General features: G+C 43.8%; 27 protein-coding genes. 10 read left to right on the forward strand and 17 right to left on the reverse strand.

What is annotated here, in order from left to right; all coding sequences use genetic code 11:
* Window positions 1–639: 639 nt before the first annotated feature.
* The 4 genes from NXS09_RS05780 to NXS09_RS05795 form a co-directional block, all read right to left on the reverse strand.
* The gene (locus tag NXS09_RS05780) at window positions 640–1,149 is read right to left on the reverse strand and encodes a single-stranded DNA-binding protein (protein ID WP_151051591.1); all 510 of its coding nucleotides are present in this window, start codon (window positions 1,147–1,149) and stop codon (window positions 640–642) included.
* The gene (locus NXS09_RS05785) at window positions 1,133–2,533 is read right to left on the reverse strand and encodes an MFS transporter (protein ID WP_259291603.1); all 1,401 of its coding nucleotides are present in this window, start codon (window positions 2,531–2,533) and stop codon (window positions 1,133–1,135) included. The genes NXS09_RS05780 and NXS09_RS05785 overlap by 17 nt, the downstream gene beginning before the upstream one ends.
* Window positions 2,534–2,655: 122 nt before the next feature.
* Window positions 2,656–3,285 carry a lytic transglycosylase domain-containing protein gene (locus NXS09_RS05790; protein WP_259291604.1) on the reverse strand — a complete coding sequence of 210 codons (630 nt, stop codon included), beginning with the start codon at window positions 3,283–3,285 and terminating at the stop codon, window positions 2,656–2,658.
* A 129-nt stretch (window positions 3,286–3,414) separates the two neighbouring features.
* Window positions 3,415–6,711, reverse strand: a complete 3,297-nt coding sequence (locus tag NXS09_RS05795) for a DNA translocase FtsK (RefSeq protein WP_259291605.1) — start codon at window positions 6,709–6,711, stop codon at window positions 3,415–3,417.
* 292 nt (window positions 6,712–7,003) lie between these two features.
* Here NXS09_RS05795 and NXS09_RS05800 point away from each other — a divergent pair, with 292 nt between their 5' ends.
* Window positions 7,004–7,897 (forward strand): cupin-like domain-containing protein, encoded by an 894-nt coding sequence (locus NXS09_RS05800; protein ID WP_259291606.1) that lies wholly within the window; start codon window positions 7,004–7,006, stop codon window positions 7,895–7,897.
* Between the two features lie 64 nt (window positions 7,898–7,961).
* Here NXS09_RS05800 and NXS09_RS05805 read toward each other — a convergent pair whose 3' ends face one another.
* The 4 genes from NXS09_RS05805 to NXS09_RS05820 all read right to left on the reverse strand — a co-directional run bounded on the left by NXS09_RS05805 (window position 7,962) and on the right by NXS09_RS05820 (window position 10,351).
* On the reverse strand, window positions 7,962–8,261 hold the full coding sequence (locus NXS09_RS05805; RefSeq protein ID WP_259291607.1) for a YrhK family protein: 300 nt from the start codon (window positions 8,259–8,261) through the stop codon (window positions 7,962–7,964).
* A 136-nt stretch (window positions 8,262–8,397) separates the two neighbouring features.
* A complete protein-coding gene (gene pyrC / locus NXS09_RS05810) occupies window positions 8,398–9,435 on the reverse strand; it encodes a dihydroorotase (protein ID WP_259291608.1) in 1,038 nt (345 codons plus the stop codon).
* Between the two features lie 93 nt (window positions 9,436–9,528).
* On the reverse strand, window positions 9,529–10,113 hold the full coding sequence (locus NXS09_RS05815) for an NMCC_0638 family (lipo)protein (RefSeq protein WP_259291609.1): 585 nt from the start codon (window positions 10,111–10,113) through the stop codon (window positions 9,529–9,531).
* A gap of 13 nt (window positions 10,114–10,126) precedes the next feature.
* On the reverse strand, window positions 10,127–10,351 hold the full coding sequence (locus NXS09_RS05820; RefSeq protein WP_151051448.1) for a sulfurtransferase TusA family protein: 225 nt from the start codon (window positions 10,349–10,351) through the stop codon (window positions 10,127–10,129).
* Window positions 10,352–10,783: 432 nt separating this feature from the next.
* Here NXS09_RS05820 and NXS09_RS05825 point away from each other — a divergent pair, with 432 nt between their 5' ends.
* From NXS09_RS05825 to era, 7 genes are all read left to right on the forward strand, one after another.
* Complete coding sequence (locus NXS09_RS05825) at window positions 10,784–11,461, forward strand: sulfite exporter TauE/SafE family protein (RefSeq protein WP_259291647.1); 678 nt, start codon at window positions 10,784–10,786, stop codon at window positions 11,459–11,461.
* A gap of 85 nt (window positions 11,462–11,546) precedes the next feature.
* Window positions 11,547–11,978 (forward strand): type II toxin-antitoxin system RatA family toxin, encoded by a 432-nt coding sequence (locus tag NXS09_RS05830; protein ID WP_259291610.1) that lies wholly within the window; start codon window positions 11,547–11,549, stop codon window positions 11,976–11,978.
* On the forward strand, window positions 11,971–12,264 hold the full coding sequence (locus NXS09_RS05835) for an RnfH family protein (protein ID WP_151051456.1): 294 nt from the start codon (window positions 11,971–11,973) through the stop codon (window positions 12,262–12,264). The genes NXS09_RS05830 and NXS09_RS05835 overlap by 8 nt, the downstream gene beginning before the upstream one ends.
* Window positions 12,265–12,311: 47 nt before the next feature.
* Window positions 12,312–12,884, forward strand: a complete 573-nt coding sequence (pth, locus tag NXS09_RS05840; protein WP_259291611.1) for an aminoacyl-tRNA hydrolase — start codon at window positions 12,312–12,314, stop codon at window positions 12,882–12,884.
* Window positions 12,885–13,076: 192 nt separating this feature from the next.
* A complete protein-coding gene (gene adk / locus NXS09_RS05845; protein WP_259291612.1) occupies window positions 13,077–13,724 on the forward strand; it encodes an adenylate kinase in 648 nt (215 codons plus the stop codon).
* A gap of 154 nt (window positions 13,725–13,878) precedes the next feature.
* Window positions 13,879–14,598: a ribonuclease III gene (gene rnc / locus NXS09_RS05850; RefSeq protein ID WP_259291613.1), complete on the forward strand. Its 720-nt coding sequence runs from the start codon at window positions 13,879–13,881 to the stop codon at window positions 14,596–14,598.
* Window positions 14,599–14,647: 49 nt separating this feature from the next.
* Window positions 14,648–15,571: a GTPase Era gene (gene era, locus NXS09_RS05855; protein ID WP_259291614.1), complete on the forward strand. Its 924-nt coding sequence runs from the start codon at window positions 14,648–14,650 to the stop codon at window positions 15,569–15,571.
* A gap of 84 nt (window positions 15,572–15,655) precedes the next feature.
* Here the strand turns inward: era and bamJ are convergent, their stop codons facing one another.
* From bamJ to NXS09_RS05900, 9 genes are all read right to left on the reverse strand, one after another.
* Complete coding sequence (gene bamJ, locus NXS09_RS05860; protein WP_259291615.1) at window positions 15,656–16,435, reverse strand: BamJ family beta-barrel-assembly machinery protein; 780 nt, start codon at window positions 16,433–16,435, stop codon at window positions 15,656–15,658.
* A gap of 600 nt (window positions 16,436–17,035) precedes the next feature.
* A complete protein-coding gene (locus NXS09_RS05865) occupies window positions 17,036–17,797 on the reverse strand; it encodes a DUF6630 family protein (RefSeq protein WP_259291616.1) in 762 nt (253 codons plus the stop codon).
* Between the two features lie 2 nt (window positions 17,798–17,799).
* On the reverse strand, window positions 17,800–18,087 hold the full coding sequence (locus NXS09_RS05870; RefSeq protein ID WP_259291617.1) for an immunity protein Tsi6 family protein: 288 nt from the start codon (window positions 18,085–18,087) through the stop codon (window positions 17,800–17,802).
* A gap of 35 nt (window positions 18,088–18,122) precedes the next feature.
* Window positions 18,123–18,713: a suppressor of fused domain protein gene (locus NXS09_RS05875; protein ID WP_259291618.1), complete on the reverse strand. Its 591-nt coding sequence runs from the start codon at window positions 18,711–18,713 to the stop codon at window positions 18,123–18,125.
* A 269-nt stretch (window positions 18,714–18,982) separates the two neighbouring features.
* Window positions 18,983–19,480 carry a hypothetical protein gene (locus NXS09_RS05880; protein WP_259291619.1) on the reverse strand — a complete coding sequence of 166 codons (498 nt, stop codon included), beginning with the start codon at window positions 19,478–19,480 and terminating at the stop codon, window positions 18,983–18,985.
* A 70-nt stretch (window positions 19,481–19,550) separates the two neighbouring features.
* A complete protein-coding gene (locus NXS09_RS05885; protein ID WP_259291620.1) occupies window positions 19,551–20,198 on the reverse strand; it encodes a hypothetical protein in 648 nt (215 codons plus the stop codon).
* On the reverse strand, window positions 20,199–20,699 hold the full coding sequence (locus NXS09_RS05890; RefSeq protein ID WP_259291621.1) for a hypothetical protein: 501 nt from the start codon (window positions 20,697–20,699) through the stop codon (window positions 20,199–20,201).
* The gene (locus NXS09_RS05895; RefSeq protein ID WP_259291622.1) at window positions 20,700–21,356 is read right to left on the reverse strand and encodes a hypothetical protein; all 657 of its coding nucleotides are present in this window, start codon (window positions 21,354–21,356) and stop codon (window positions 20,700–20,702) included.
* The gene (locus NXS09_RS05900; protein WP_259291623.1) at window positions 21,353–21,994 is read right to left on the reverse strand and encodes a hypothetical protein; all 642 of its coding nucleotides are present in this window, start codon (window positions 21,992–21,994) and stop codon (window positions 21,353–21,355) included. The genes NXS09_RS05895 and NXS09_RS05900 overlap by 4 nt, the downstream gene beginning before the upstream one ends.
* A 202-nt stretch (window positions 21,995–22,196) precedes the next feature.
* Between NXS09_RS05900 and NXS09_RS05905 the strand changes: the two genes are divergently transcribed.
* Both NXS09_RS05905 and NXS09_RS05910 read left to right on the forward strand, forming a co-directional pair.
* Window positions 22,197–23,081: a DMT family transporter gene (locus NXS09_RS05905; RefSeq protein ID WP_259291624.1), complete on the forward strand. Its 885-nt coding sequence runs from the start codon at window positions 22,197–22,199 to the stop codon at window positions 23,079–23,081.
* 58 nt (window positions 23,082–23,139) lie between these two features.
* Window positions 23,140–23,463 carry a DUF2185 domain-containing protein gene (locus tag NXS09_RS05910; RefSeq protein ID WP_259291625.1) on the forward strand — a complete coding sequence of 108 codons (324 nt, stop codon included), beginning with the start codon at window positions 23,140–23,142 and terminating at the stop codon, window positions 23,461–23,463.
* Window positions 23,464–23,511: the final 48 nt, after the last annotated feature.

A 23,511-nucleotide genomic window follows, 5' to 3' on the forward strand; every position in this document is an offset into this window, starting at 1 on the left:
TTATGGCATAGTAGACAAAAGTGTGGAGGTTAATTATTTACTATCACTATTACCCACTCCATTTATTTAAAAAATATTTTACAAACATAGTTTTATAAATTTTTTTAATCCATTATGATTATTTAATTTTTATTTGAGATCTTTAAATAAGCTTTCTATCCTATTTGTTGTCCTTTCAATATTTAAAGTTCGAATGCTTTTCAAAGGTAAATAAATAATCCATATAGCGCTTTATACTCTCATAAACTCCCTCTTACATTTCGATGTTTATAAGGATAATAACCTCTTTTATTAGGTATTTCAGAACGCTCTTTAAGAAATGAAACGATAGGTAATAGACCAATTATGTAAACGAATATAAAATTCATTTTTCGAACTCGTTGTCAGCGTTAACAACAATATCTTGCATACAGCTAGGAACCCATAAGGTTGAATAAAAATCAGGAATACCAGTTTCTTTATTACTTAACAAAGGAAAACGTTCTCCATTCGTAAAAAGAGTTGTTTCTAGTCTATACATAATTTTAATTTACACAATTTATATATATATATAAATATAAAAAAGAGAACCCTTAATTATAAAAAAGGGTTCTCAGTATTTATTTTGGTTTTATTTTACAATAATTTTATATATGGAATTCAAAACGGAATATCATCATCAATATCATCCACCGGTGCGGCAGGGGCTGCCGGTGCTTGGCGGCGGGGGGCGGCCGGCGGCGGGGTTTGCGGTGCGGGTGCGCTTTGATAGTTTTGCTGCGCAGGCGCCTGATAGCCGCCCTGCCCGCCGTCGTATTCGGCGGAACTGCCGCCGCTGCGTGAGCCGAGCATTTTCATTTCATTGCCGATAATTTCGTATGCGGTGCGCTCTACGCCGTCTTTGCCGGTGTATTTGCGGCTTTGGATACGGCCTTCGATATAAACGGAACTGCCTTTTTTCAGATACTGTCCGGCAACTTCGGCCAAGCGGCGGTATAAGGTGATATTGTGCCACTCGGTGCGCTCTTGGCGTTGGCCGCTGTTGCGGTCAGTCCAGACTTCGCTGGTAGCGATGCTGAAATTACATACCGGATCGCCGTTGGGCATATAGCGGACTTCGGGGTCGCGGCCAAGGTTGCCGATTAAAAGAACTTTATTTAATGATGACATGGTTTACTCCTGAGATAATTTGTTCGGCCGCTGCGGCATCAAAGCCTTTTTGTAATGCTTTAATAAAAACGGTTTGTTTGTCCATACTGAACGACACGGATTCCACGCCGCTCAAAGCAGACAATTCGTTGCGTAAAGTCTCGGTATGGCTCCGTTGACTTTCGGGAATGGTAAAAGCAATATTTTTTACCGGTTTCGGTGCCGGCATATAAAATGCAATGATTATCCATAATAGCATTAATACCGTGCAGAAAGTAAACACGCCGTTAAAGCCGTATTGTTGGAACAATAAGCCGCCGACGGCGCCGCCGGTAAACAAGCCGACCGATTGCAAGGTATTGTATACACCCATAGCGGTGCCTTTTAAATCGGGCGGTGAGATTTTCGACACCATAGAAGGCAGGCTGGCTTCCAATACGTTGAAACCGATAAAATAAACCACCAATAACAAGGTAATCAGCCATACCGAATGCAGGCTGAAAAACAGGCCGATGGGGGCGACGGCAATACAGGCAATGCCGCCGATAAATACTTGTTTCAGTTTATTGCGTGTTTCGCCAATAATAATCAGCGGCACCATCACCACAAGGCCGATAATGGTGGTGGGCAGATAGATTTTCCAATGCTGCTCTTTAAATAAGCCTAATTCCACCAAGGCAAAAGGCAGGGTGGTAAATAAAGCCATTTGGGCGGCATGCAAAACAAAGATGCCGAAATCCAAGCTTAATAATTGTTTGTTTTTTAACACTTCGCTGATTCTGGAAGGCTGCGCTTCCATATCTTCATGCAGTTTGGATGTTTCGGGATTCGGCGTCATCCATGCCACTACCGCGATGCTGATAAGGGTGAGGATTCCGGTTAACACAAACAAACCGGGTACGCCGATCCAGCCGGCCAATACCGGCGCCAATACCAAGCTCACGGAAAAGGTTAGGCCGATACTCAAGCCAATCATGGCCATGGCACGGGTACGCACTTCATCGCGCGTTAGGTCGGCCAATAATGCGGTAACCGCGGCACTTATCGCCCCTGCCCCCTGTATGGCACGGCCTACAACCAGTATTTCAAGCGAATCGGCGGATGCTGCGATAAAGCTACCGGCGGCAAAAACAATCAGCCCGACATAAATCACTTTCTTGCGTCCGAATCTATCGGAAGCCATGCCCAAAGGCAATTGCAAACAGGCTTGCGTTAAACCATACATACCCATGGCCAAGCCGACCAAGGCTTTATTATTGTCGGCACCGGGTAAGGTGGCGGCATAGAGTGCCAAAACAGGCAGCACCAGAAACATGCCCAACATACGCAAGGCATAAACACCCGCCAACGAGCTACTGGCACGCCATTCGAGCGGAAACATTTGTGTACGGTTTTCTCTTGCCATATTTCGCCTGTCGTATCTTTTCAGACGGCCTATAAATAGCTTTAAGGCCGTCTGAAACGGTTTGATTAGATTAAAGAAAGCAGATTATTAAATATTTGTTTTAAAACAAATATTTGATTAAACTAGCCCCAACGCCAATGATTGCGCCATGCACCGAGTACGGCGTTCGGATATTTATTGCTGCCCAAGCTGCCGTTGAAGCGTGCCAAAGCGCGTACTAAATTGCCGTTTTCAACATTATTGTAATGTCTCAGAATAGTGCAACCGTAACGCAGGTTGGTGCGGATATCAAATAAATTATGATCGGATTTCCCAATATAATTTTTCCAAAACGGCATCACCTGCATCAAACCGCGCGCACCGACTTTACTAATGGCATATTGGCGGAATGCGCTTTCCACTTCTATCAGCCCCAATATCACTTGTGCATTCAATCCGGCGCGGCTGGCTTCATAGTGAATATTGATTAACAGCCGCTCCCTCTGCCCTGCGTCCGGCACATAATGCGCCAAACGTGCCGACATCTCACGCAGCCAACGTTCGCCTTCGGCGGGGTTATCAAAAACCAAACGCGGCGGGTTAACATTGTTCACGGCACCGCGCATTACCGAGGCCACATCATCGGATAAAGTTTCTTCGCGCTGGGCGCCTGCATAGAGTAGCTTCGGGCTGAGTAATGCCGCACTTCCGGCCAATAATAAGCGGCGGCGAAAAAAAGATGCCGGTAGATTTTTCGGTGTCTGACGTTCCATAATGTATGAGATTATTTTTCTATTCAATTAATATTTTGTTTCAGACGGCCTACATAAATAAGACTAAATAAGGCCGTCTGAAAACGGTATCGGTTTTATTATTTTACATTATCACTTCTTTTAGCGGTATTAATCTAAATGTTCACTACTTTGTGCCAATACGGTTCGGTTACCGTTGGCTTCGGGCGCGGAAACAATGCCGTCTGCTTCCATTTGATCAATCAAACGGGCGGCACGGTTGTAGCCGACGCGCAGATAACGCTGTACGGATGAAATGGTTGCTTTACGGTTTTTAATCACGCAAGCAACCGCATCATCATACATCGGGTCTTGCTCTTCGTCGCCGTTGCGTTGGCCGTTGGCATTGCTGAATATATCATCACTGCCCACGCCCGCAGTCAGGATATCGTCGATATAATTCGGCTCGCCAAACTGTTTGAGGTATTCGACCACATGGTGTACTTCGTCGTCCGCCACAAAAGCGCCGTGAACGCGTTTCGGATAGCCGGTGCCCGGCGGCAGAAACAGCATATCACCCTGTCCAAGCAGGTTTTCCGCCCCCATCTGATCCAAAATCGTGCGGCTATCGACCTTGCTCGATACTTGGAAAGCAATACGGGTCGGAATATTGGCTTTAATCAATCCGGTAATCACATCCACACTCGGGCGCTGGGTAGCCAAAATCAAATGAATACCGGCGGCACGGGCTTTTTGCGCCAATCTTGCGATAAGCTCTTCGATTTTCTTACCGGCCGTCATCATCAAATCGGCAAACTCATCCACCACCACCACAATAAAGGGCAGTTTTTCCAAAGGTTCGGGGTCTTCAGGATTGAGGCTGAACGGGTTGGTTAATTTTTTACCGTGTGCGGCGGCTTCGGCTATTTTTTGATTGAATCCGGCCAGATTACGCACGCCCAAATGACTCATAAGACGGTAGCGTTTTTCCATTTCGTTCACGCACCAAGTCAGCGCATTGGCGGCCAGTTTCATATCGGTAACCACGGGCGCAAGCAAGTGCGGAATGCCTTCGTAAATAGACAATTCCAACATCTTCGGATCAATCATAATCATGCGCACTTCTTCGGGCGTTGCTTTAAACAGCATCGATAAAATCATCGCATTCACACCCACTGATTTACCCGATCCGGTGGTCCCCGCTACCAATAAGTGCGGTGCTTTGCCCAAATCGGTAACCACCGGTTCGCCGCTGATATCCTGCCCGAGCGCAAGGGTAAGTTTGGATTTCGATTCCTGAAACGCCGGCGAATTGAAAATTTCACTCAGGCGTATCATTTGCCGTTTCGGATTGGGCAATTCCAAGCCCATATAGGTTTTGCCCGGAATGGTTTCGACCACGCGGATAGAGGCCACACCTAAAGAGCGCGCCAAATCTTTTTCGAGATTGATTACGGCATTGCCGCGCACACCCACATCCGGCTCGATTTCATAACGGGTAATCACCGGGCCGGCATAAGCATCCATCACTTTGACTTTAACTTTAAACTCAGCCAGTTTTTCTTCAATGGTAATACTGTTTTCAAGTAGTGCTTCTTCGGTTTGGGTGGCGGTAGGGTCAAACTGCGGCGGCTGAAGTAAAGCCACCGTTGGCAAGGTGTTTTCACCCGACGGCTTAGTAATATTATGATGCGTTTGCACGGCCGCGGTTTCAGACGGCATCGCTACCGCTGCCTGCATGGCGGTTTGCACAACCGATTGGTTAGGATGTTCGAATACGGCGGCGGTTACTTCATCGGTATGGTTTGAGGCCGTCTGAAAATGGTCGCCCTCCTGTTCGGAATCCGACTCTTGCAACAGGCGGTCGGTAATGCTCCAATTCGGTTGCGAACTAATATGGGCATTGGCCTGCTGTTCCATGCGGCGGTTTAACGCTCGTGAGGGTCTGATGGTTTCCGTTTGTACATCGTGAAAAGAAGGCGGCGGCGGTATATCGATAACCTGCCGTTCCACTTCCGGCACGGGCGGCGGTTCGCTGATAATAGGCGCGGCTTCGGGAACTGCCGAATAAGGCGTGAATCTTGAATAAATAGGCGCAGCTGCCGTGGTTGCGGCGGTAGCGACAGGTTTCACCGGCTGAAGTTGGGCGGAATGGCTTTGCCCCACCCTCGCCGCTTCGGGAATTACACTTTCGCGCATGGCCGTATTAATCCGGCGGATACGCTGGCGGTTTACAGGCGAATCGGTTTTGGCTAGATTGGCAAAAACTTCGCCCTCAGGAATAATCTTTGGCTGCACGCTTTGAACCGGCTCTTGTGCCGATACTTGGCGGCGGCGCGCCAAACGTTGGCGCAACAGATTGGAACGGATATCCTCTTCACCGATGATTTCGGGATTATCCAACGCCTGCTCGACCGATTCGACCATTTCGGTGCGGGGTGAACCGTAGGTAAGCTGACGCACCTCCGACAATACCCGCTCACGGGTGCGGATAACCGCAGGGTCGTCCAATTCAATGGTTTTCAATTGTCGTACAGGGGCGGGCGGCTCAACCTCTTGCAAGGCGGGTTTGAATTGCCAGTTTAACTCAACCACTTCCATATCCGGCGAAGGATGGGAAAAAGCACGCACGGCCTGAGGATTGGTTTCTTTCTCTTGCCATTCGGATAACTGGGTTTCGTGCAGGGTGCGGGTTGCTTCTTCCAAGGTAATCACCGGCAAAGAAGCATCAACAGGCTTGGCCGTGCGGTATTCTTCTTCATCAAAAGCCACATAGGGCGCAGGGGCAATGGCCTTGCCGGTAACCGTACGCTTGGCAACAGGCTCCTCCTTATGCTCTTCTTCCGCCGTTAAAACGGCACCGAATAGCGGCACTTCGCCTTTTTCTTCGGCAAAAGAAGCGTCTGCTTCCTGCTCCTGATGATTATCGCTTGCGGCAGATTCCGAATCTTGTTGCTTGATTTCCGGATCCGGTAAAACAGGCTGAGGGCTGTTGTCCGTATTGGCAGCAATATTTTCGGCAGTCTCTTCAGCCATTCCGACTTCGGAAAAGGTTTGATCCGCCGCCTCTTCAAGGGCAGCGGTTTCTTCTTTAGGTGCGGCTGCAAAAATAGGCAGCTCGTTAAAATCGTCTTCTTGCTGTTCTTTACGTTTGCCGCCTAATGTCGCTTCCAGTTTACGGCTGTGTTTGGGCGACAGGGCGCGGAATTTTTCTACGGTTTGATCATAAACCGCTTTCGCTTCTTCGGCCGCACGATAATGTTGACGGGTATTTTTCAGGTTCGGATCCACGCCGCGCAGCATTTTCGGCTGTGGGGCATCGTGCGGCGGTTGTTCTTCCCCTTCATCGGCTTCGTGACGGCTCAGATAGGTCAGTTCGCGCAGCCATTCCTTCTCCTGACGGTGACGCATCCATAAGACACCGACAATCGCGCATAGCAATACAATCAGTAAAAATATCCAAAACATGAATAAAAGCAGCCCAGTTGATTTTTGCAAAGTGTCTATTTTAGCCTGTTTCGCCGTTTTAAAGAACAGTTTTCAGGGCAATCGGCAGCTTTTTCGGAATAACGGACGACAAATTACGGATAAACGAATTTATTCCTGCGGCTTACCGCGTCATTGAATGGCAATAATCCAACAAAATGTCTTAACAATTTCAGACGGCCTGTATTCATTTAAACGGCTTCTGATAATTTTGATAAAAATGGTTTCCGTACACGCTGAATTTTACTAAAATTCTCATTTCATATCTTACTTTATGCATTTATTAACCATGGGCTTCAAACTCACCCCTATCGACATTGTCGACGACATTAGCCGTGAAGACTTTCACCGCTATTACCTCAAGCCACGCAAGCCCGTGGTGATTCGCAATATGGCAAAAAAATGGCCGGCTTATGAAAAATGGTCGTTAGACTATATGAAAGAAGCCATCGGCGACATTGTCGTTCCTTTATACGACAGCAGCAAAGCCGACCCTGCCGCGCCAATCAATGCGGCCAGTACCGAAATGAAATTCGGCGATTATATCGATTTAATCCAAAGAGAACCGACCGACCTACGCATCTTCCTCTTCGACCCGATTAAACACGCGCCATCGCTGTTGCAAGATTATATTTTCCCGCAAGATTTAATGGGCGGCTTTTTAGACAAATATCCGACCATGTTTTTCGGCGGCATCGGCTCGGAAACCTTTTTGCACTACGATATTGATATGGCGCATATTTTCCACACCCATTTCGGACGCAAACACATTATTTTGTTTGATTACAAATGGAAAGAACGCCTCTACCGCATCCCCTATGCCACCTACGCACTTGAAGATTACAGTGTCGAAAACCCCGACACACAACGCTTTCCGGCCTTAGACGGCGTCGAAGGCATCGAATGCTTTTTGGAGTACGGCGACACCTTATTTATGCCGACCGGCTGGTGGCACTGGATGAAATACCTCGACGGCTCGTTTTCCCTTTCATTACGCGCATGGGACGAAAGCTGGGCGGTGAAAGCGCAAAGCGTCTGGAATCTCACCGTTCAACGCCAATTCGATAATATGATGAAAGCACGTTACCGGCAGCGTTATATGGCATGGAAAGAACGCCTTGCCGTGAAACGGGCAGACAAAGCTTTACTCAAAGGGTTGCCGAGATAAACAAACAATAAAGGCCGTCTGAATTGGTTTTCAGACGGCCTTTGTTATGGATTATGGTTTGCCGTTAAAAATCGGTATCCGGCATAATATGTTTATCGGCATGATAGCGCTGCAAATGAACCCGACGGCAAAAGCGAATAGCCGGCCGAATCAGCATTTCAACGCTGCCGATAATAAACAAATATGTTCCCAACTTAACTTGGGAAGGATAGAGAAACAAAACACTACCCACTAAAAACCAGATACCGATTAATAAATCATTGGCGATACTCAGCGTTTCATAGCGTTGATGAATAATCAATTCTTCCGAACCTAAGTGCAACTCAATCGGAATATCTTTTTTACTTTGATCCGTCATTTTCATACCAAAATCCTTGTTTTATATTATTTTCTCTGCCCTATCCTACCTGATATTCCTCATCATATACAAAACACCCTCACAAAATATCAGGCCGTCTGAAACCTTTCAGACGGCCGTTACTACTATTCAGCTCAAACAATCAATATTGAACCGTCCAAGCCACCTGTTCGCCGCCGCGCATCGGAACCAATACTTCGCCGTCGCCGAAAGGAATGGCTTCTTCTACCGGACAAGGTTGTTTGATTAAAGTGATACTGCGCGGGTTTTCAGGCAGGCCGTAGAAACGGGCGCCGTTTTTTGAAGCGAAGGCTTCCAATTTATCCAAAGCGCCTGCTTTGTCAAACACTTCCGCATAAAGCTCAATCGCGGTTGCCGCACTGAACATACCGGCGCAACCACATGCATTTTCTTTCAGCGAGCGGGCATGCGGGGCGCTGTCGGTACCTAAGAAAAACTTATGGGCATAATCGCCGGTAACCGCTTCAACCAATGCCTTACGGTGGCTTTCACGCTTCAACACCGGCAGGCAATAACGGTGCGGGCGCACGCCGCCGACCAATAAATCATTGCGGTTCAACAGCAAATGCTGCGGGGTAACGCTGGCGGCGACATTGTCGCCTGCTTCCATCACCAAACGGGCGGCATCGGCGGTAGTAATGTGTTCGAACACCACTTTCAAATCGGGCACCTGCTGTAAAACGGGTTTCATCACCCGTTCGATAAACACGGCTTCGCGGTCGAAAATATCCACTTCCGGATCGGTAACTTCGCCGTGCACCAAAAATAAAACGCCCTGCTTGGCCATTTCCTGCAAAACCGGAATCAGTTTAAACAAATCGGTTACACCGGAATCGGAATTGGTGGTTGCCCCGGCCGGATACAGTTTGAACGCCACAATGCCTGCGGCTTTCGCTTCCCGCACCAATTCGGGCGTGGATTTATCGGTTAGATACAGCGTCATCAACGGCTCAAATGTGCTGTTCGGCGGCAAGGCATCCATAATGCGTGCTTTATAGGCCATTGCATCGGCCACGCTGACCACCGGCGGTTTCAAATTGGGCATAATCACGGCGCGCCCCATCTGCCTTGCGGTAAACGGCAATACGGCTTTCAGTGCGTCGCCGTCGCGTAAATGCAGGTGCATATCGTCGGGCTGGATAATGGTCAGGGTTTGCATAATATTCCTTTATTATATTTTATGTGCTTTTAAGTTTAAGGCCGTCTGAAAACGTTTACCCGGCCATGCGGGTGATTCAGACGGCCTATTTCATTATTCACCGTTAACGGCAGGTATATTGGCCGGCGGGCGGATAAACGAGAGTGCCAATTGTGCCGGCAACTGTTCCGAAGACGACATATTCGCCGTCAGCCTTATATCACCACCACTGTCGGTTTCATGCCAAATATAGGCGATGCGGGTAAACGGAAACGGCGAAGAAACAAAGCTTTTTTCCTCCAAACGCGGTTCTATACCCGGCCGCCCTGCCAATGCGATACGGTCAAACGCTTTTTCGACAACCGTTCCGTCTGCCTTGGCAGTTTTGACATTGCAAGAATCGGAAGTGGTACTTAGATAAAAAACCGCACCCTGTCGCTCTGTTTGCCAAACCGATTGGGCGTCTAATTCCATCATCCCCGGCGGCAGGTTTTTAATATCTTCCGCCGTCATCTTTTGAAACGGTTGTTGCCCCGCCCATTCGCCAACCGCAGCAGCACCACCGCCGGTTTGCACGCAAGCCTGTTCAAATAGTTTAACGGCTTCCGTTGCGTAAGCGGCCGATTGTTCGGGCTTAACTTCTTGGCTACAAGATGCCAAAGAAAATACGGCAATTGGCAACAACAAAGTTTTCAACATTTCAGACGGCCTTTTATTTATGGCGCACCACCAATTTAAACACCCCGTCGGCTTCGGAAGATTCCAGCAAAACATGGCCGGTTTGGCGGCAGAAAGCGGCAAAATCATCCGGCGCGCCGTGATCGGTTGCCAGCACGGTCAACAATTCATCGGCATCCATTTGCGCTAATGCTTTTTTGGCACGCAAAATCGGTAAAGGACATTTTAATCCGGTAACGTCTAAGGTTTGTGTATTCATGATTCATTCTCGTATTTTTTAAGACAACACACAATATGCCGCCGCAACGTGTGAAAACAAGTCTACCGCTGCTTTTGGCGACAGGGGAAAGCATATCGGCGGTTATTATACAGCAAGCTGCGGTTTAAACAGGGAAAATCGGTGCAAACTGTCAATATATGTAGGGGCGGATTATATATCCGCCCGTTTGTCGGGTTGTGACCAAGTTTTTTATATGGTCATACCTTATAGCAAGGCTGGGGCGGGCGGATATATAATCCGCCCCTACATAAAATCAGGCCGTCTGAATATTATCGTTACGGTATAGATTTCAATTAAATTCACGATTTTTTTAACACAAACCATTCCGTATCGGTTTTTATTGCAAACAACCGCCCGCCCCGATTCGTGCAAATGTTACAATGCACGCGGTTTTTCCCCTATGCGACGGCCATGAGCAGCGATATTACTTTTTTTACTTTGTTTTTAATCGGCTTTTTCGGCGGCGGCCATTGTGTCGGCATGTGCGGCGGCTTGAGCAGCGCGTTTGCCCTGCAACTCCCGCCGCATATCAACCGTTTCTGGCTGATTTTATTATTGAATAGCGGCCGCATCAGCAGTTATGTTCTCATTGGTTTTTTAGTCGGCCTGTTGGGACAAATCGGTATTTCTTTAGACCAAACCCGTTGGCTGCAAAACGGCTTGTTTGTCGCCGCCAATCTTTTATTGCTGCTTATCGGGCTTTATCTGGCCGGCTTGTCGGCATGGGCGGTAAAAGTAGAAACCGTCGGCCGACCGATATGGAAAAAACTCAACCCTTTATTAAACAAACTGCTGCCGATACGCAGCATCCCCGCCTGTTTCGGCGTCGGCATGTTGTGGGGTTGGCTGCCGTGCGGTTTGGTATACAGCGCTTCACTTTATGCCTTGGGCAGCGGCAGCGCATGGCGCGGCAGTTTGTATATGCTGGCTTTTGCCTTAGGCACACTGCCCAACCTATTGGCTATGGGCTTTTTCGCCGCACAATTAAAAAGCCTGCTGCAACGCAGGCCGGTCAGGTTAATCGCCGGCCTCATGGTTGCCGCATGGGCGTTATGGCAATTATTCCGTTTTTTTCAGACGGCCCATTAACTCTAAATACGCCGCCTGCCGACAAAAATATCCGTTTTGTTTATAATATCCCCTTTTTACTGCTTACCACAGGCAAGAAAACCCTATGAAAACTGTTGAAAAAAACGTCTTGGTGCTGCATAGCGCCGAACAAATGTTCGAATTGGTCGATAAAGTGGAAGACTATCCGCAATTTCTGCCGTGGTACAGCAAAACCGAAGTGATTGAACGCAACGGCAACGAACTGAAAGCCCGCCTATTTATGGACTATATGCGGGTGCAGCAATCGTTTGCCACCCACAATCACAATGTTCCCGGCCGCGAAATCCGTATGGATCTGCTCGACGGCCCGTTCAAAACCCTGCAAGGCACATGGAAGTTTATCCCTTTGGGCGACGATGCCTGCAAAATCGAATTCAAACTGCAATATGATTTTTCCAGCGGCCTGCTGGCAACTTTGATTTCACCGGTATTCGGACATCTTTCCAGCACGCTGGTCGATGCGTTTGTTAAGGAAGCCGACCGCCGTTATGGTTAATATCGAAATCGCCTACGGCACGGCGGACAAGCAATTATTGCAACAAATGCAGGTTGAAGAAGGCACTACCGCACGCGAAGCCGTTATCCGCAGCCGCATTGCCGAAGAATTTCCCGATGCCGATGTTCATCATGCGCCTTTAGGGATATTCGGCAAACAAGTGAAAGACGATACCGTTTTGCGCGATAAAGACCGTATCGAAGTTTACCGCCCGCTGCTTATCGACCCCAAAGAAGCCCGCCGCCGCCGGGTGCAGGAAAAACAAAACAAGGGCCGTCTGAAATAATATATTCAGACGGCCTCCATACCGTATATTGAAAGTACAACAAAACTATGGCCATTAAATTAATCGTCGGTCTCGGCAATCCCGGGCCGGAATATAAAGATACCCGCCACAATGCCGGTTTTTGGTTTATCGACGAACTGGCATGGGCATGGAAAGCCACGCTCAAAGACGAGAAAAAGTTTTTCGGGGAAGCGGCACGGGTTGCCCGCCCCGAAGGCTATATTTGGCTGCTCAAACCCAATACCTTTATGAACCGCTCCGGTCAGTCGGTCGCCGCGTTGGCCTTGTTTTACAAAATCAAACCCGAAGAAATTTTAGTGGTTCACGATGAACTGGATATCCCCTGCGGCCGTATCCGCTTCAAACTCGGCGGCGGCAACGGCGGCCACAACGGTTTGAAAGACATCCAAGCCCGACTCGGTACCCCCGACTTCTACCGCCTGCGCTTGGGTATCGACCACCCCGGCGACCGTAATCTGGTAATCGGCTATGTATTAAACAAACCCAGCAAGGAAGATAGACAGGCTATTGAGGATGCCATCGCCAAATCATTACAAGGGCTGCCCCTTATTATCGAAGGCAATCGGGAAGAAGCCGCCCGTTTTCTACACAGCAAATAAATTATCTACACCGAGGCCGTCTGAATCTTTCAGACGGCCTTCATAATGATTGCAAGCCATAAATAAAAAATTAGCCGGAAAATCCGCTTAAAACCGCTTGAAACCTTTTCATCGGCGATTAACCATATTAAGATAATAGGCCTTTAAAGAATCTTACTTCTCCATCCACAAACTACCGTTAAGGAACACAGCATGAAAGTTTTACTGCTCGGCGCACCGGGTGCAGGCAAAGGCACACAGGCTCAATTTATTACAGCCGCTTTCGGCATTCCCCAAATTTCCACCGGCGATATGTTGCGTGCAGCCATCAAAGCCGGTACCCCTTTGGGTTTGGAAGCCAAAAAAATCATTGACGAAGGCGGCTTGGTACGCGACGACATCATTATCGGCATGGTCAAAGAGCGCATCGCCCAAGACGATTGCCGCAACGGTTTCCTGTTTGACGGCTTCCCGCGCACTCTGGCGCAAGCCGAAGCCATGGTTGAAGCCGGCGTTGATTTGGATGCCGTGGTTGAAATCGACGTGCCCGACGAAGTGATTGTCGACCGCATGAGCGGCCGCCGCGTCCACCTTGCTTCCGGCAGAACTTATCACGTTACCTACAATCCGCCCAAAACGGAAGGTAAAGACGACCAAACCGGCGAAGATTTGGTGCAACGTGACGACGACAAAGAAGAAACCGTCAAAAAACGCTTGCAGGTTTATCACGACCAAACCGCCGTATTAATCGGTTTTTACAGCAAACTCACCGGCGAACACGCTCCGAAATACATTAAAGTAGACGGTACGCAAGCCGTAGATGCCGTGAAAAACGAAGTATTGGCCGCTTTAGGCAAATAACCGTTAAACACCTGAAATAAGGTACAATATAGGCCGTCTGAACTTTTTTCAGACGGCCTATAATATTTATTACCATAACCAGTCTTAATCCTTTTCGGCATTTGAACACCAAGTATCGAAGAAGATTCGGGCTTAACCACGCCAGAAAACTTTCATGAAACCCAACCCGCAGAAACAACAAGCCTTCCGACACATCCAAAAAGCAATCGGCTACACCTTTAGCGATTCCACCCTACTCGAACGCGCCCTCACCCACCGCAGCTATTCCGCCTACAATAACGAACGCTTGGAATTTATCGGCGATTCCATCCTCAACTATACCATCGCCCGTATGCTGTTCGACCACTACCCCAAGCTGCCCGAAGGCCGCTTATCGCGAATGCGTGCCAATTTGGTCAACCAAAACACATTGGCCGATATTGCCACCAAACTGGATTTGGGCAACGCGCTTTTTCTCGGCCAAGGCGAACTGAAAAGCGGCGGATTCCGTCGCCCTTCCATTCTTGCCGACGCGATGGAAGCCATCTTTGCAGCCATTAGTTTCGATGCTGATTTTGCCGCCGCCGAAAAAACCATCCAAAAACTGTTTGCCGACCGGGTCGCTTCGGCCGATACCACCGAATTAAACAAAGATGCCAAAACCCTATTACAGGAAACCTTGCAGGCACACCGTATGGCCTTGCCGAAATACCGCATCGAAGACCAACGCGGCGAAGGCAGCGAAGCCGAATTCTTAATGGCCTGCGACTTGGGCGAGCTCGGCCACATTACCCGCGCCAGAGCCAACAGCCGTCGCGCTGCCGAACAAGCCGCCGCCAAAGAAGCCTTAGCATGGTTGCAGGCCAAATTGGCTGCCGACAAGCCAAAAAACTAATCATCCTTTTTCAGACGGCCGTCTGAATCTATCCGACAGAATGCACAATATGAATATCGAAAACTTCCTAGATGCCACCGACTCACCCAACGGCTACCGTTGCGGTTTTGCCGCCATTGTCGGCCGGCCGAATGTGGGCAAATCCACGCTGATGAACCATCTTATCGGCCAAAAAATCAGCATTACCAGCAAAAAAGCGCAAACCACCCGCCACAAGGTTACCGGCATTTATACCGACGACACCGCGCAATTCGTTTTTGTCGACACGCCCGGTTTCCAAACCGACCACCGCAACGCCCTTAACGACCGCTTAAACCTCAATGTAACCGAAGCGATGAGCGGCGTGGATGTGGTGATATTCGTGGTCGAAGCACTAAGGTTTACCGAAGCCGACCGTACCGTTATGAAACAACTGCCCAAGCATATCCCCGTATTGCTGGTGGTGAACAAAATCGATAAAGAAAAAGCCAAAGACAAATTGGTGTTGAGCAATTTTATCGAATCGGTACGCAGCGAATTTGATTTTGCCGGAGAGGAAGTCGTTAGCGCCAAGCATGGTTTGCGGATTGCCAACCTGCTGGAAAAACTAAAACCGTTCCTACCCGAAAGCGTACCGATGTATCCCGACGATATGATTACGGATAAATCCGGCCGCTTTTTGGCGATGGAAATCGTACGCGAAAAGCTTTTCCGTTATTTGGGTGAAGAATTGCCTTATGCCATGAATGTCGAAGTAGAACAATTTCAGGAAGAAGACGGGCTATACCGCATTTATATCGCCGTGTTGGTCGATAAAGAAAATCAGAAACCGATTGTCATCGGCAAAGGCGGTGAAAAGCTGAAAAAAATCTCAACCGAAGCACGCTTGGATATGGAAAAACTATTTGATTGTAAAGTGTTTTTAAAAGTGTGGGTGAAAGTGAAATCCGGTTGGGCGGATGATATCCGCTTCTTGAGAGAATTGGGGTTATAAAACCTATTTCTATTTAAAGAATAGGCCGTCTGAAAACCTAAATATTCGGTTTTCAGACGGCCTTTTATATTATCAATAATAGAATTATTGGCCGTTAGCCTCTGCGCCGACTTTCAATAATTTCACATCGAATACCAAAGTAGAGTTCGGGGTGATTTTATCGCCCATTTGCGCCGGGCCGTAAGCCAGTTCGGCAGGAATATACAAGGTGTATTCGCCCCCTTCTTTCATCAACTGAATACCTTCCTGCCAGCCTTGAATCACTTGGCTTAAAGCGAAAGTTACCGGCTCGCCGTGCTGTTTGCTGCTGTCAAACACCGTACCGTCAATCAAACGGCCTTCATAATCAACGGTAACCGTATCGGTTGCTTTAGGTGTTGCACCGGTACCTTCTTTGTTGACTTTATATTGCAAACCGGAGGCAGTGGTTTTCACGCCTTCTTTGGTGGCATTCTCTTTCAAAAAGGCTTGGCCTTTTTCTAAGTTGGCTTTGCCTTCTTCCGCCATTTTGGCTTCGGCTTTTTGTTGCTGCTCGGCCAAGAATTTCATCATCACTTCTTGCGCCTGTTGGTCGTTCAGCTTGGTTTCTTTGCCGTCAAGCACGGTTTGCAAGGCTTCGTTGAAAATTTTCAAATCAACTTCGGTACCCTGATCTTTCATTTGTTTCAATGAGCGGCCGATATCCATACCCATAGCATAGCTGGCCTGCTCCACCGGTGTACCGAGTGCGGAAGCCGCGGCGGAAGCAGTTTGTTCGCCCGAAGCAGCAGCGGCTGCCTGACCACTGTCGCTGTTTTGTTGGCATCCGGCCAGAGCCAATACGGCAGCCGCAGCCAATGCGCCCAACTTAAACGTTTTATTCATTATATGGTTCCTGAATCACAAAAAATGGAATTACTGATTATAACCAAGTTTGTGCCTATTGGCGTATATGCCGTCTGAAAAAAGATGATTTTTCAGGTCTTGTTTTGTAAGGAAAAATAGAAAGAGCGTTATTATATGGCATTTGATTATTGAATAAATTAGCAATCGACAAGCTTCGCTTAATAAACACCATCAAAATATAAGCGAGAGTAGTGGATTTTTTTGATTTACTTTAATATTATTTTTCTATATACCCCTCAATTTCATCTTGCAAGTCTTGAGCCCAAATAAATTCAATATTAAAACTGTAATCTGAATTTAAAATAAAAATGGCTTTATTCCATTTGTTTTTTCCGCCTTCGGTGGTGACTTCATGCAGTTTTAAAATAGAACGAGCTAACGAAAAGCCACCTGGAGCATTAAACCTTTTACCTTCATCTAAGAACCCCTTAAAATCAACACTGCTGCCGATAACCTCTAAGTGTAACTTTGCCTTTTTCCATTCTTTTACTTCAATACTATCAATTATCGCTTGTCCAATTTGATGATAAATTTCTGATACTTCTATTTTAATCCTGTTAATAATTTAAAAATAACAACTTATTTTATAGAAAGATAATTATATCCCATGTTATTAATCAGTTTCTCTACTTTATTTATATCTCTACTTTTATGAATAAAAATCACATATTGATCAGATTTTGTATCTATAAATCCTAATTGATAACCTAGTTTTCTTAATGGTTTATCAAAATCTTCAAATACATTATCATAAGATACAGAGGCATCTTCTTCGTAACTATCTACCTTTGGTAGCTCAGTGGATTGATAAAAATTATCTTTTAGTGAACTTTTAACTCGCCAAATTAAATCTTCAATACCAGAACGCACATCAAGAGCCATAATAAAATGAATATCCTGCTCATCTAAAAACGCCATAACATAGTTTAAAGTTGTCATATATTCTTCATCGTCACGGAAATCTCTTAGCGTCTGTAAAAATGGAATAACTTTATTCTGCGTTTCAGTAGAACAGCATAGCTTTGTTAGCTTGATATAAGCTTCTTTTTCTGTTGGATTAAGATCTGGAAGGGATGAGATATGCTTTTCTTCAAAAGAATTTTCTTTTTCTAAAATAAGTGATGGTGGTGTTTGATGCTGGCTTTTGGCTTGTTTAGCAAACCAACTCTTTCCAGTAAATTCCTTTTTAGACCAAAGCAAAATAATAAAGAGTAAAACAGCCCAAAAACTTAGTAAAAACTCCACCGCATTTTGATGAACATATTCGAATGTAAATACTTCATAGATACCAATTAACAATAAAATCACGAATAAAATATAATAAATGGATGTTTTTTTCATAATTAGATTGTTTTTTTACTCTGCTTTTTTATTAATTCAATGATTTCAACAACTTCATAAATTAGATTAGCGAAATCTTTATAATCAACTTCAAATTCTTTGACAGCATATAATCCAATGGTGATTTCATCTAATTTACTACCATCATTTTTTTGATGTAATGTATCCAAAATATAATTTAACTGCTCTCTTGTTGAAACTATGGGTTGCCAATCTGAATGAGTCGAAAAATATTCAAATGATTTTTCGAGCGTTTTTTCAACGAGTTTTATTGCCTCTATTTTTTCCATTTTTCATATCTTTTAAACTCATATTATTTGTTATTTTATATTACAGATTTCCTATTTAGGTCGAAAATATCTGCATTTTTCTCTTCCAACAAACTTTCTAATGCATCCAAACCATTGTTATTTCTATAATCTAATTCAGATTGTGAAATTGGGATAGCTAAAAGCCAATGTACTGTTTTAGAATCCAATTTAAGTGGCTGTAGTTTATCCTCCCAAAGGAAAGGGCTTACAAACATTATGTGGCTCATTTCCAACTGAGAATAATACATATCTACCATTCGCATAAAGACACTCCCCGGCTGTACTTCCCATTTGTTTTTGGTGATATAAAAGCCACAAGTAGCCAATATATTAGGTATATTATCGTAAATTTTTAAGCCTGACATTAGGATTTCAACCGAAATATTTTTCGTACCACCATCCTTTAGTTCAATCGGATTCGGGAAATGTGAAACCCCAATTGTTCCCCAAAAATTTACAGATGCATCCATAGGATCTTCAACATTAAGAATATCTAAATAGTTCTTTTCATCCTCATCCCAATATCTTCTGAAATTAGGATTAATTCCTAAAATAGGGTGCAGATACTTAGCAATTTGTTTGTTAATAGCAATTTTTTCTTCCATATCTTTTAACTTTATTTGTTTGTTAGTTTTATTATTCGTAATACTTCCCTTAGTGAAGTATTACGTCAAGTTCAGTCCAATCTTCAATATTTAAATGAAGTTTAGTTACCTTATTTTTGGGGTGATTTGGTGTTGTCGTATTCAGCATCATCACCTAAGCCAACAATGATTTCAGACAACACTCTTAGGTATTTCATAATTTTCTTATTTTATTCAATATACTTTCATAATCAAAAAGATATTCATAATCATAAAAATATTGTGGTGCTTTAAAATTTTTGTTTAGCTAAATCTTTTTGTATTAAATTTTTGATCAACTCATCAAATTCATCTTCTTTAGGTTCAATTTCTAAATGATGGATATCATAATTATCTTTAATAAATTGAAATGCTCTTTCTGAAACATATAACTCTCCTTCTTTTACAAAAAAATCGTCTACTCCTTCTTTCCCGGTAATTCTCATCCAATAAAAAGGAGGAAGAGGCTTACCATGTTTTGTATTAGAAAAGTTATAATCAAAATAAATGTCTTTAGTTACTTTTATTTCATCAAAATAATATCCGGAAAATTGTGTTTTTTTAAGGCCGTCTTTAAGCCTGAGCGTTACAATCGTTTCAGGAAAATTCCACATTAAATCGTCGCCCAACCAATCTTCAATATTTAAATGAAGTTTAGTTATCTTCTTTTTTGGTGAGGTATCGTTGTCATATTCAGTATCATCACCTAAGCCAACAACGATTTCAGGTAATACTCTTAAGTAGTTCATAATTTATTTACCCTCAAATTTTTAATTAAAAACTTATTTTATTAATCAATCAATTAAACACACTATTTCATCATTTTCTTATTTGATTCAATATACTTTCATAATCAAAAAGATGTTCATAATCATAAAAATGTTGTGGTGCTTTGAAATAATTTTTTGACAAATCAATTTCCGTCGTTTCTTCTACCGTCTTTTTTCGAGAACCATCTTTTTCTGAATGCCTAAGTTCAATTACAATCAGTTTATCCTCCGTGTTTTTCTTATTTTTTGGAATAAATTCTAATTCTTTTCTGATTGATTCAGTTTCATTTTTAGAGAAAATAACAATTTGATTTAGAAAGGATTGATGATTAGGTAGTAGTTCATAAATACCTTCTTTAAAAAGCTTTTGCATATCTATTCTAACAAAATTCATCTTTAAAAATCTGACTATATTTCCCTCTTCATTAGAACTTAAAAACGATAAATCAAAAATACCATCACCCGAATTGACACTTACAAAAGGCTTATCTTGTTTGTAAAAAGTTAGATAGTAAGTAGTGTGATTCTCAAAAGCATATTTAGCTAAAGTATCAATATCTTTATATAATGCTTTCCGCTTATCTTTTGGGACACCTTGATAAAAAAAAGACAAATGCTTTAGAGTTTCTTCTTCATCTAATATCTTTTTTTCAATCTCATCGAATTTTTCAAATTTATATGTAATATTATTATCCATTTACTCGTAATTTTCTAAGATTAAACCATTCATGCGGACTTGTTCTGCTTCCCATAGTTCGTAAAGTTTAGCGATGATGTTGTGGATTTGTTCATTAGAAAGTTGGTGTTGGGTAGGAAAATTGATTACAAAATTATTTTTCAGTTTTTCATTCCCTCTGCTCATTCCAATTCTTGTAGAAAAGTTGGCGGCTAACTCATCCTCTTTTTTACCATTCCAAAGAGAAACAGATGCACCTAAATCTTCATCAAAATGCTTTAAAATCATTTCTTTTATAGTAGTTTCATTAAGTAAAATTTTATTATTTGCCTTTTTCTTACTGAAAGCTAATTCGCAATAATCCTCAAAAATATTTTCTGAATTATCACGTAAAAACACCAAAGATTGTAGCATTTTATCTGTTAAAACAGCGATTGACTCCTTTCGGTTTCCCCATAAAACACTAATAGAAGTTATGTTTTCTCCTGTATTTAAAAGTTTTGTTTTAGTAGTTTTCATCATCTATTTATCCTTAAAAACTAAATCCATTCCCTTGTCTTTAAACGCTTCGTCTAATTCGCCTTTTTCCCAACGTTTTAGTGTGAAAAAGCTTTCCCAATCGCCAAATTCAGGACGCTCTTCCCAATTGCTTTCTACATTCAACGGGCGTTTGCTTGTCCATACACACTCTTCTTCCGCTCCCTTTTTCCACTCTATAACTTGTACATTGCCATTGGTTTCAAAAGTGTAGGCCCATATTTTTTTATAATCCTTATCGGTTTTTTTGTTTTCCGTCCATTCCCAAAACTTTATGCCTATTAAGAAATATTTCCCGTTTTCTTGTGGTCTGAAAACATAGTACATATAGATATCTTTATCTTCGTCTAAAAAAGAAATGACAATATCTTTCACAATATCGTGGTGTAAATAGGACTCCACTCTATTCTCATTCATTTTACATACATAAAATTCCAATCCGTGTTCATAGGCAAATTTCGCCCATTCTTCGCTACTCGTACACGTTTTTAAAAATTTATGGGCTTTCTTTTGGGTTTCGATATCCCCAAAATTAGGATTGTATCGAGGTTTGTAGAGATGGGAATAATACCAAAGTGTATCTTCTTCACTTTGCATTTTACGTTTCCCTATAAACCAATCTTGATATATATATTTTTTCATAATTTACTGATTTTATTCAATATACTTTCATAATCAAAAAGATGTTCGTAATCATCAAAATATTGCGGTGCTTTGAAATAATTTTTTGATAAATCAATTTCCGCTGTTTCTTCTATTGTCTTTTTTCGAGAGTTATCTTTTTTTGAATATTTTCTTTCTGTAATTACGAGTTTATTTTTTGGACTATTTTTGTTTTTACTAATAAATTTCAAATCTTTCCTTGTAGATTCAAACTTATCATCTGTAAATATAACAATCTGATATAGAAATACTTGATTGTTAGGTAGAGGTTCGTATATATTTTTTTCAAACCATTTTAATGCATCTACTCTAAAATAGCTCATTATCAAAGGAACGAACATATTTCCTTCACTATCAGTATCCAAAAAAAGTAAATCAAAAGCCCCATCACCCGAATTGACACTCACAAAAGGCTTATCTTTCTTGTAAAAAGTCAGGTAATAAGTAGTGTAATTCTCAAAAGCATATTTAGCTAAAATATTGGAATCTTTAAATAACTCTTTCCTTTTTTCTTTTGGAAAACCTTGATAAAAAATTTCTTCTAAAACTTCAAGCGTTTCTTCTTTACTAACAACTTCTTTTTTGGTTTGATTAAAATGTCTAAATTCGTATTTCATAATAAGATAAATTTATCAAAAATTTTCTAAAATTAAACCATTCACGCGGACTTGTTCTGCTTCCCATAGTTCGTAAAGCTCAGCGATTTCTTTTGGGTTTCTATATCCCTAAAGTTAGGATTCTGATGTAGATCATCAACTTCTCTTTTCAGGCGGCCTGATTTACAATCGGCTCCCTTCATTATCATTTCCTATGCCCCTTATGCCAGAACCAAACCGCCTTGCCGCCCCGATGCTGATTGTCGGCTGCGTTATCTTCGGATTGGGCAGCCTAATTGTGAAATTCGTTCCGGTCGGAGCGTTTGCGATGGCTTTCTGGCGTTTGTGCGTAGCTGCCGTTATTTTTTGGTTGTTAAGTCGTTTTTTCGGGCAAAAACTGCCGCATAATAAAAAAGCGCTCTTATTTGCCTGCCTTTCCGGTGCTTTTCTCGGTATTGATTTGGGCTTGTGGCATGAAAGTATTTATGCTGTCGGCCCCGGCATTTCCACGCTGCTCAACAGCTTACAAATATTTTTTCTTACCGCCGCCGGTTTTTTCTTTTTCGGCGAACGCCCTTCCAAGCTGCAATTATTCAGCTTATTAATGGCCATTTTCGGGATTATGCTGATTGCCAGCCCTGAGTTTAACCACAATACCCAAGCCGGCTGGGGGTTTGCCAGCGGGATTGTTTCCGGCTCGATGTTGGCCTTATCAATGATTTTTGTCCGCAAAACCCATCAGGTTCAAGCCGTTTCTTTATTGCCGATGATGTTGATGGTCAGCTTGGGCGGTATGGCGGTATTGTGGTTGCCTGCGTTTCTGTTTAATGGCGATGCGCTTTACCCGACTACCTTTCATGATGCCGCCTTGATTTTGATTTACGGCGCCGTGATGCAGTGTTTCGCATGGGGGCTGATTGCTTATGCCATCCCCCTGCTTTCCTTATCGGTAACCGGTTTATTGTTATTAAGCGAACCCGTTGCCGCTCTGCTGATTGATTATTTCCTGCTTGATAAGCCGATTAACGGCTGGCAGTGGTGTGGCGTGGCGTTAACTTTATCTGCCATCTATCTCGGTTCGCTACGCCCGCAAAAGCATCATGCGTAAACAAGCCGAATCGTGTAAAATCTGCGCTTTCCGATATTTTTTATGGGCCATCTGAAAAATGAACGCTTTTGCTAATGCTTTATCTTCCGCGCTCGGCATCTGTATTGCCGCCAAAACCGTTACCGAAGAAGGTGCGCCCGTAGGCTTTATGTATCGTGAAGAAGCCCAATTTGAAAACGATAGCGGCTGGCGTTTTTTTCAAGGTGACGAAACTGACGAATATACAGTGAATACCAGTAATTTTGCCCTGTATCCGATCAATGAAATCACCGAACACAATCCGGCAATCATCCCTTTACTTCAATCGCCACCCGGCCATGCTTGGGAATTAAACGAAGAAGGCGAATTCGAACCGGTAGACGATTGGCAGCCGCAAGAATAAAAAACCAAAGGGCAAATAATAACCATATTTCCCCTATTCATTTTTGTA

Origin of the sequence: Neisseria montereyensis (genome assembly GCF_024834045.1) — a bacterium.
GTDB lineage: Bacteria > Pseudomonadota > Gammaproteobacteria > Burkholderiales > Neisseriaceae > Neisseria > Neisseria montereyensis.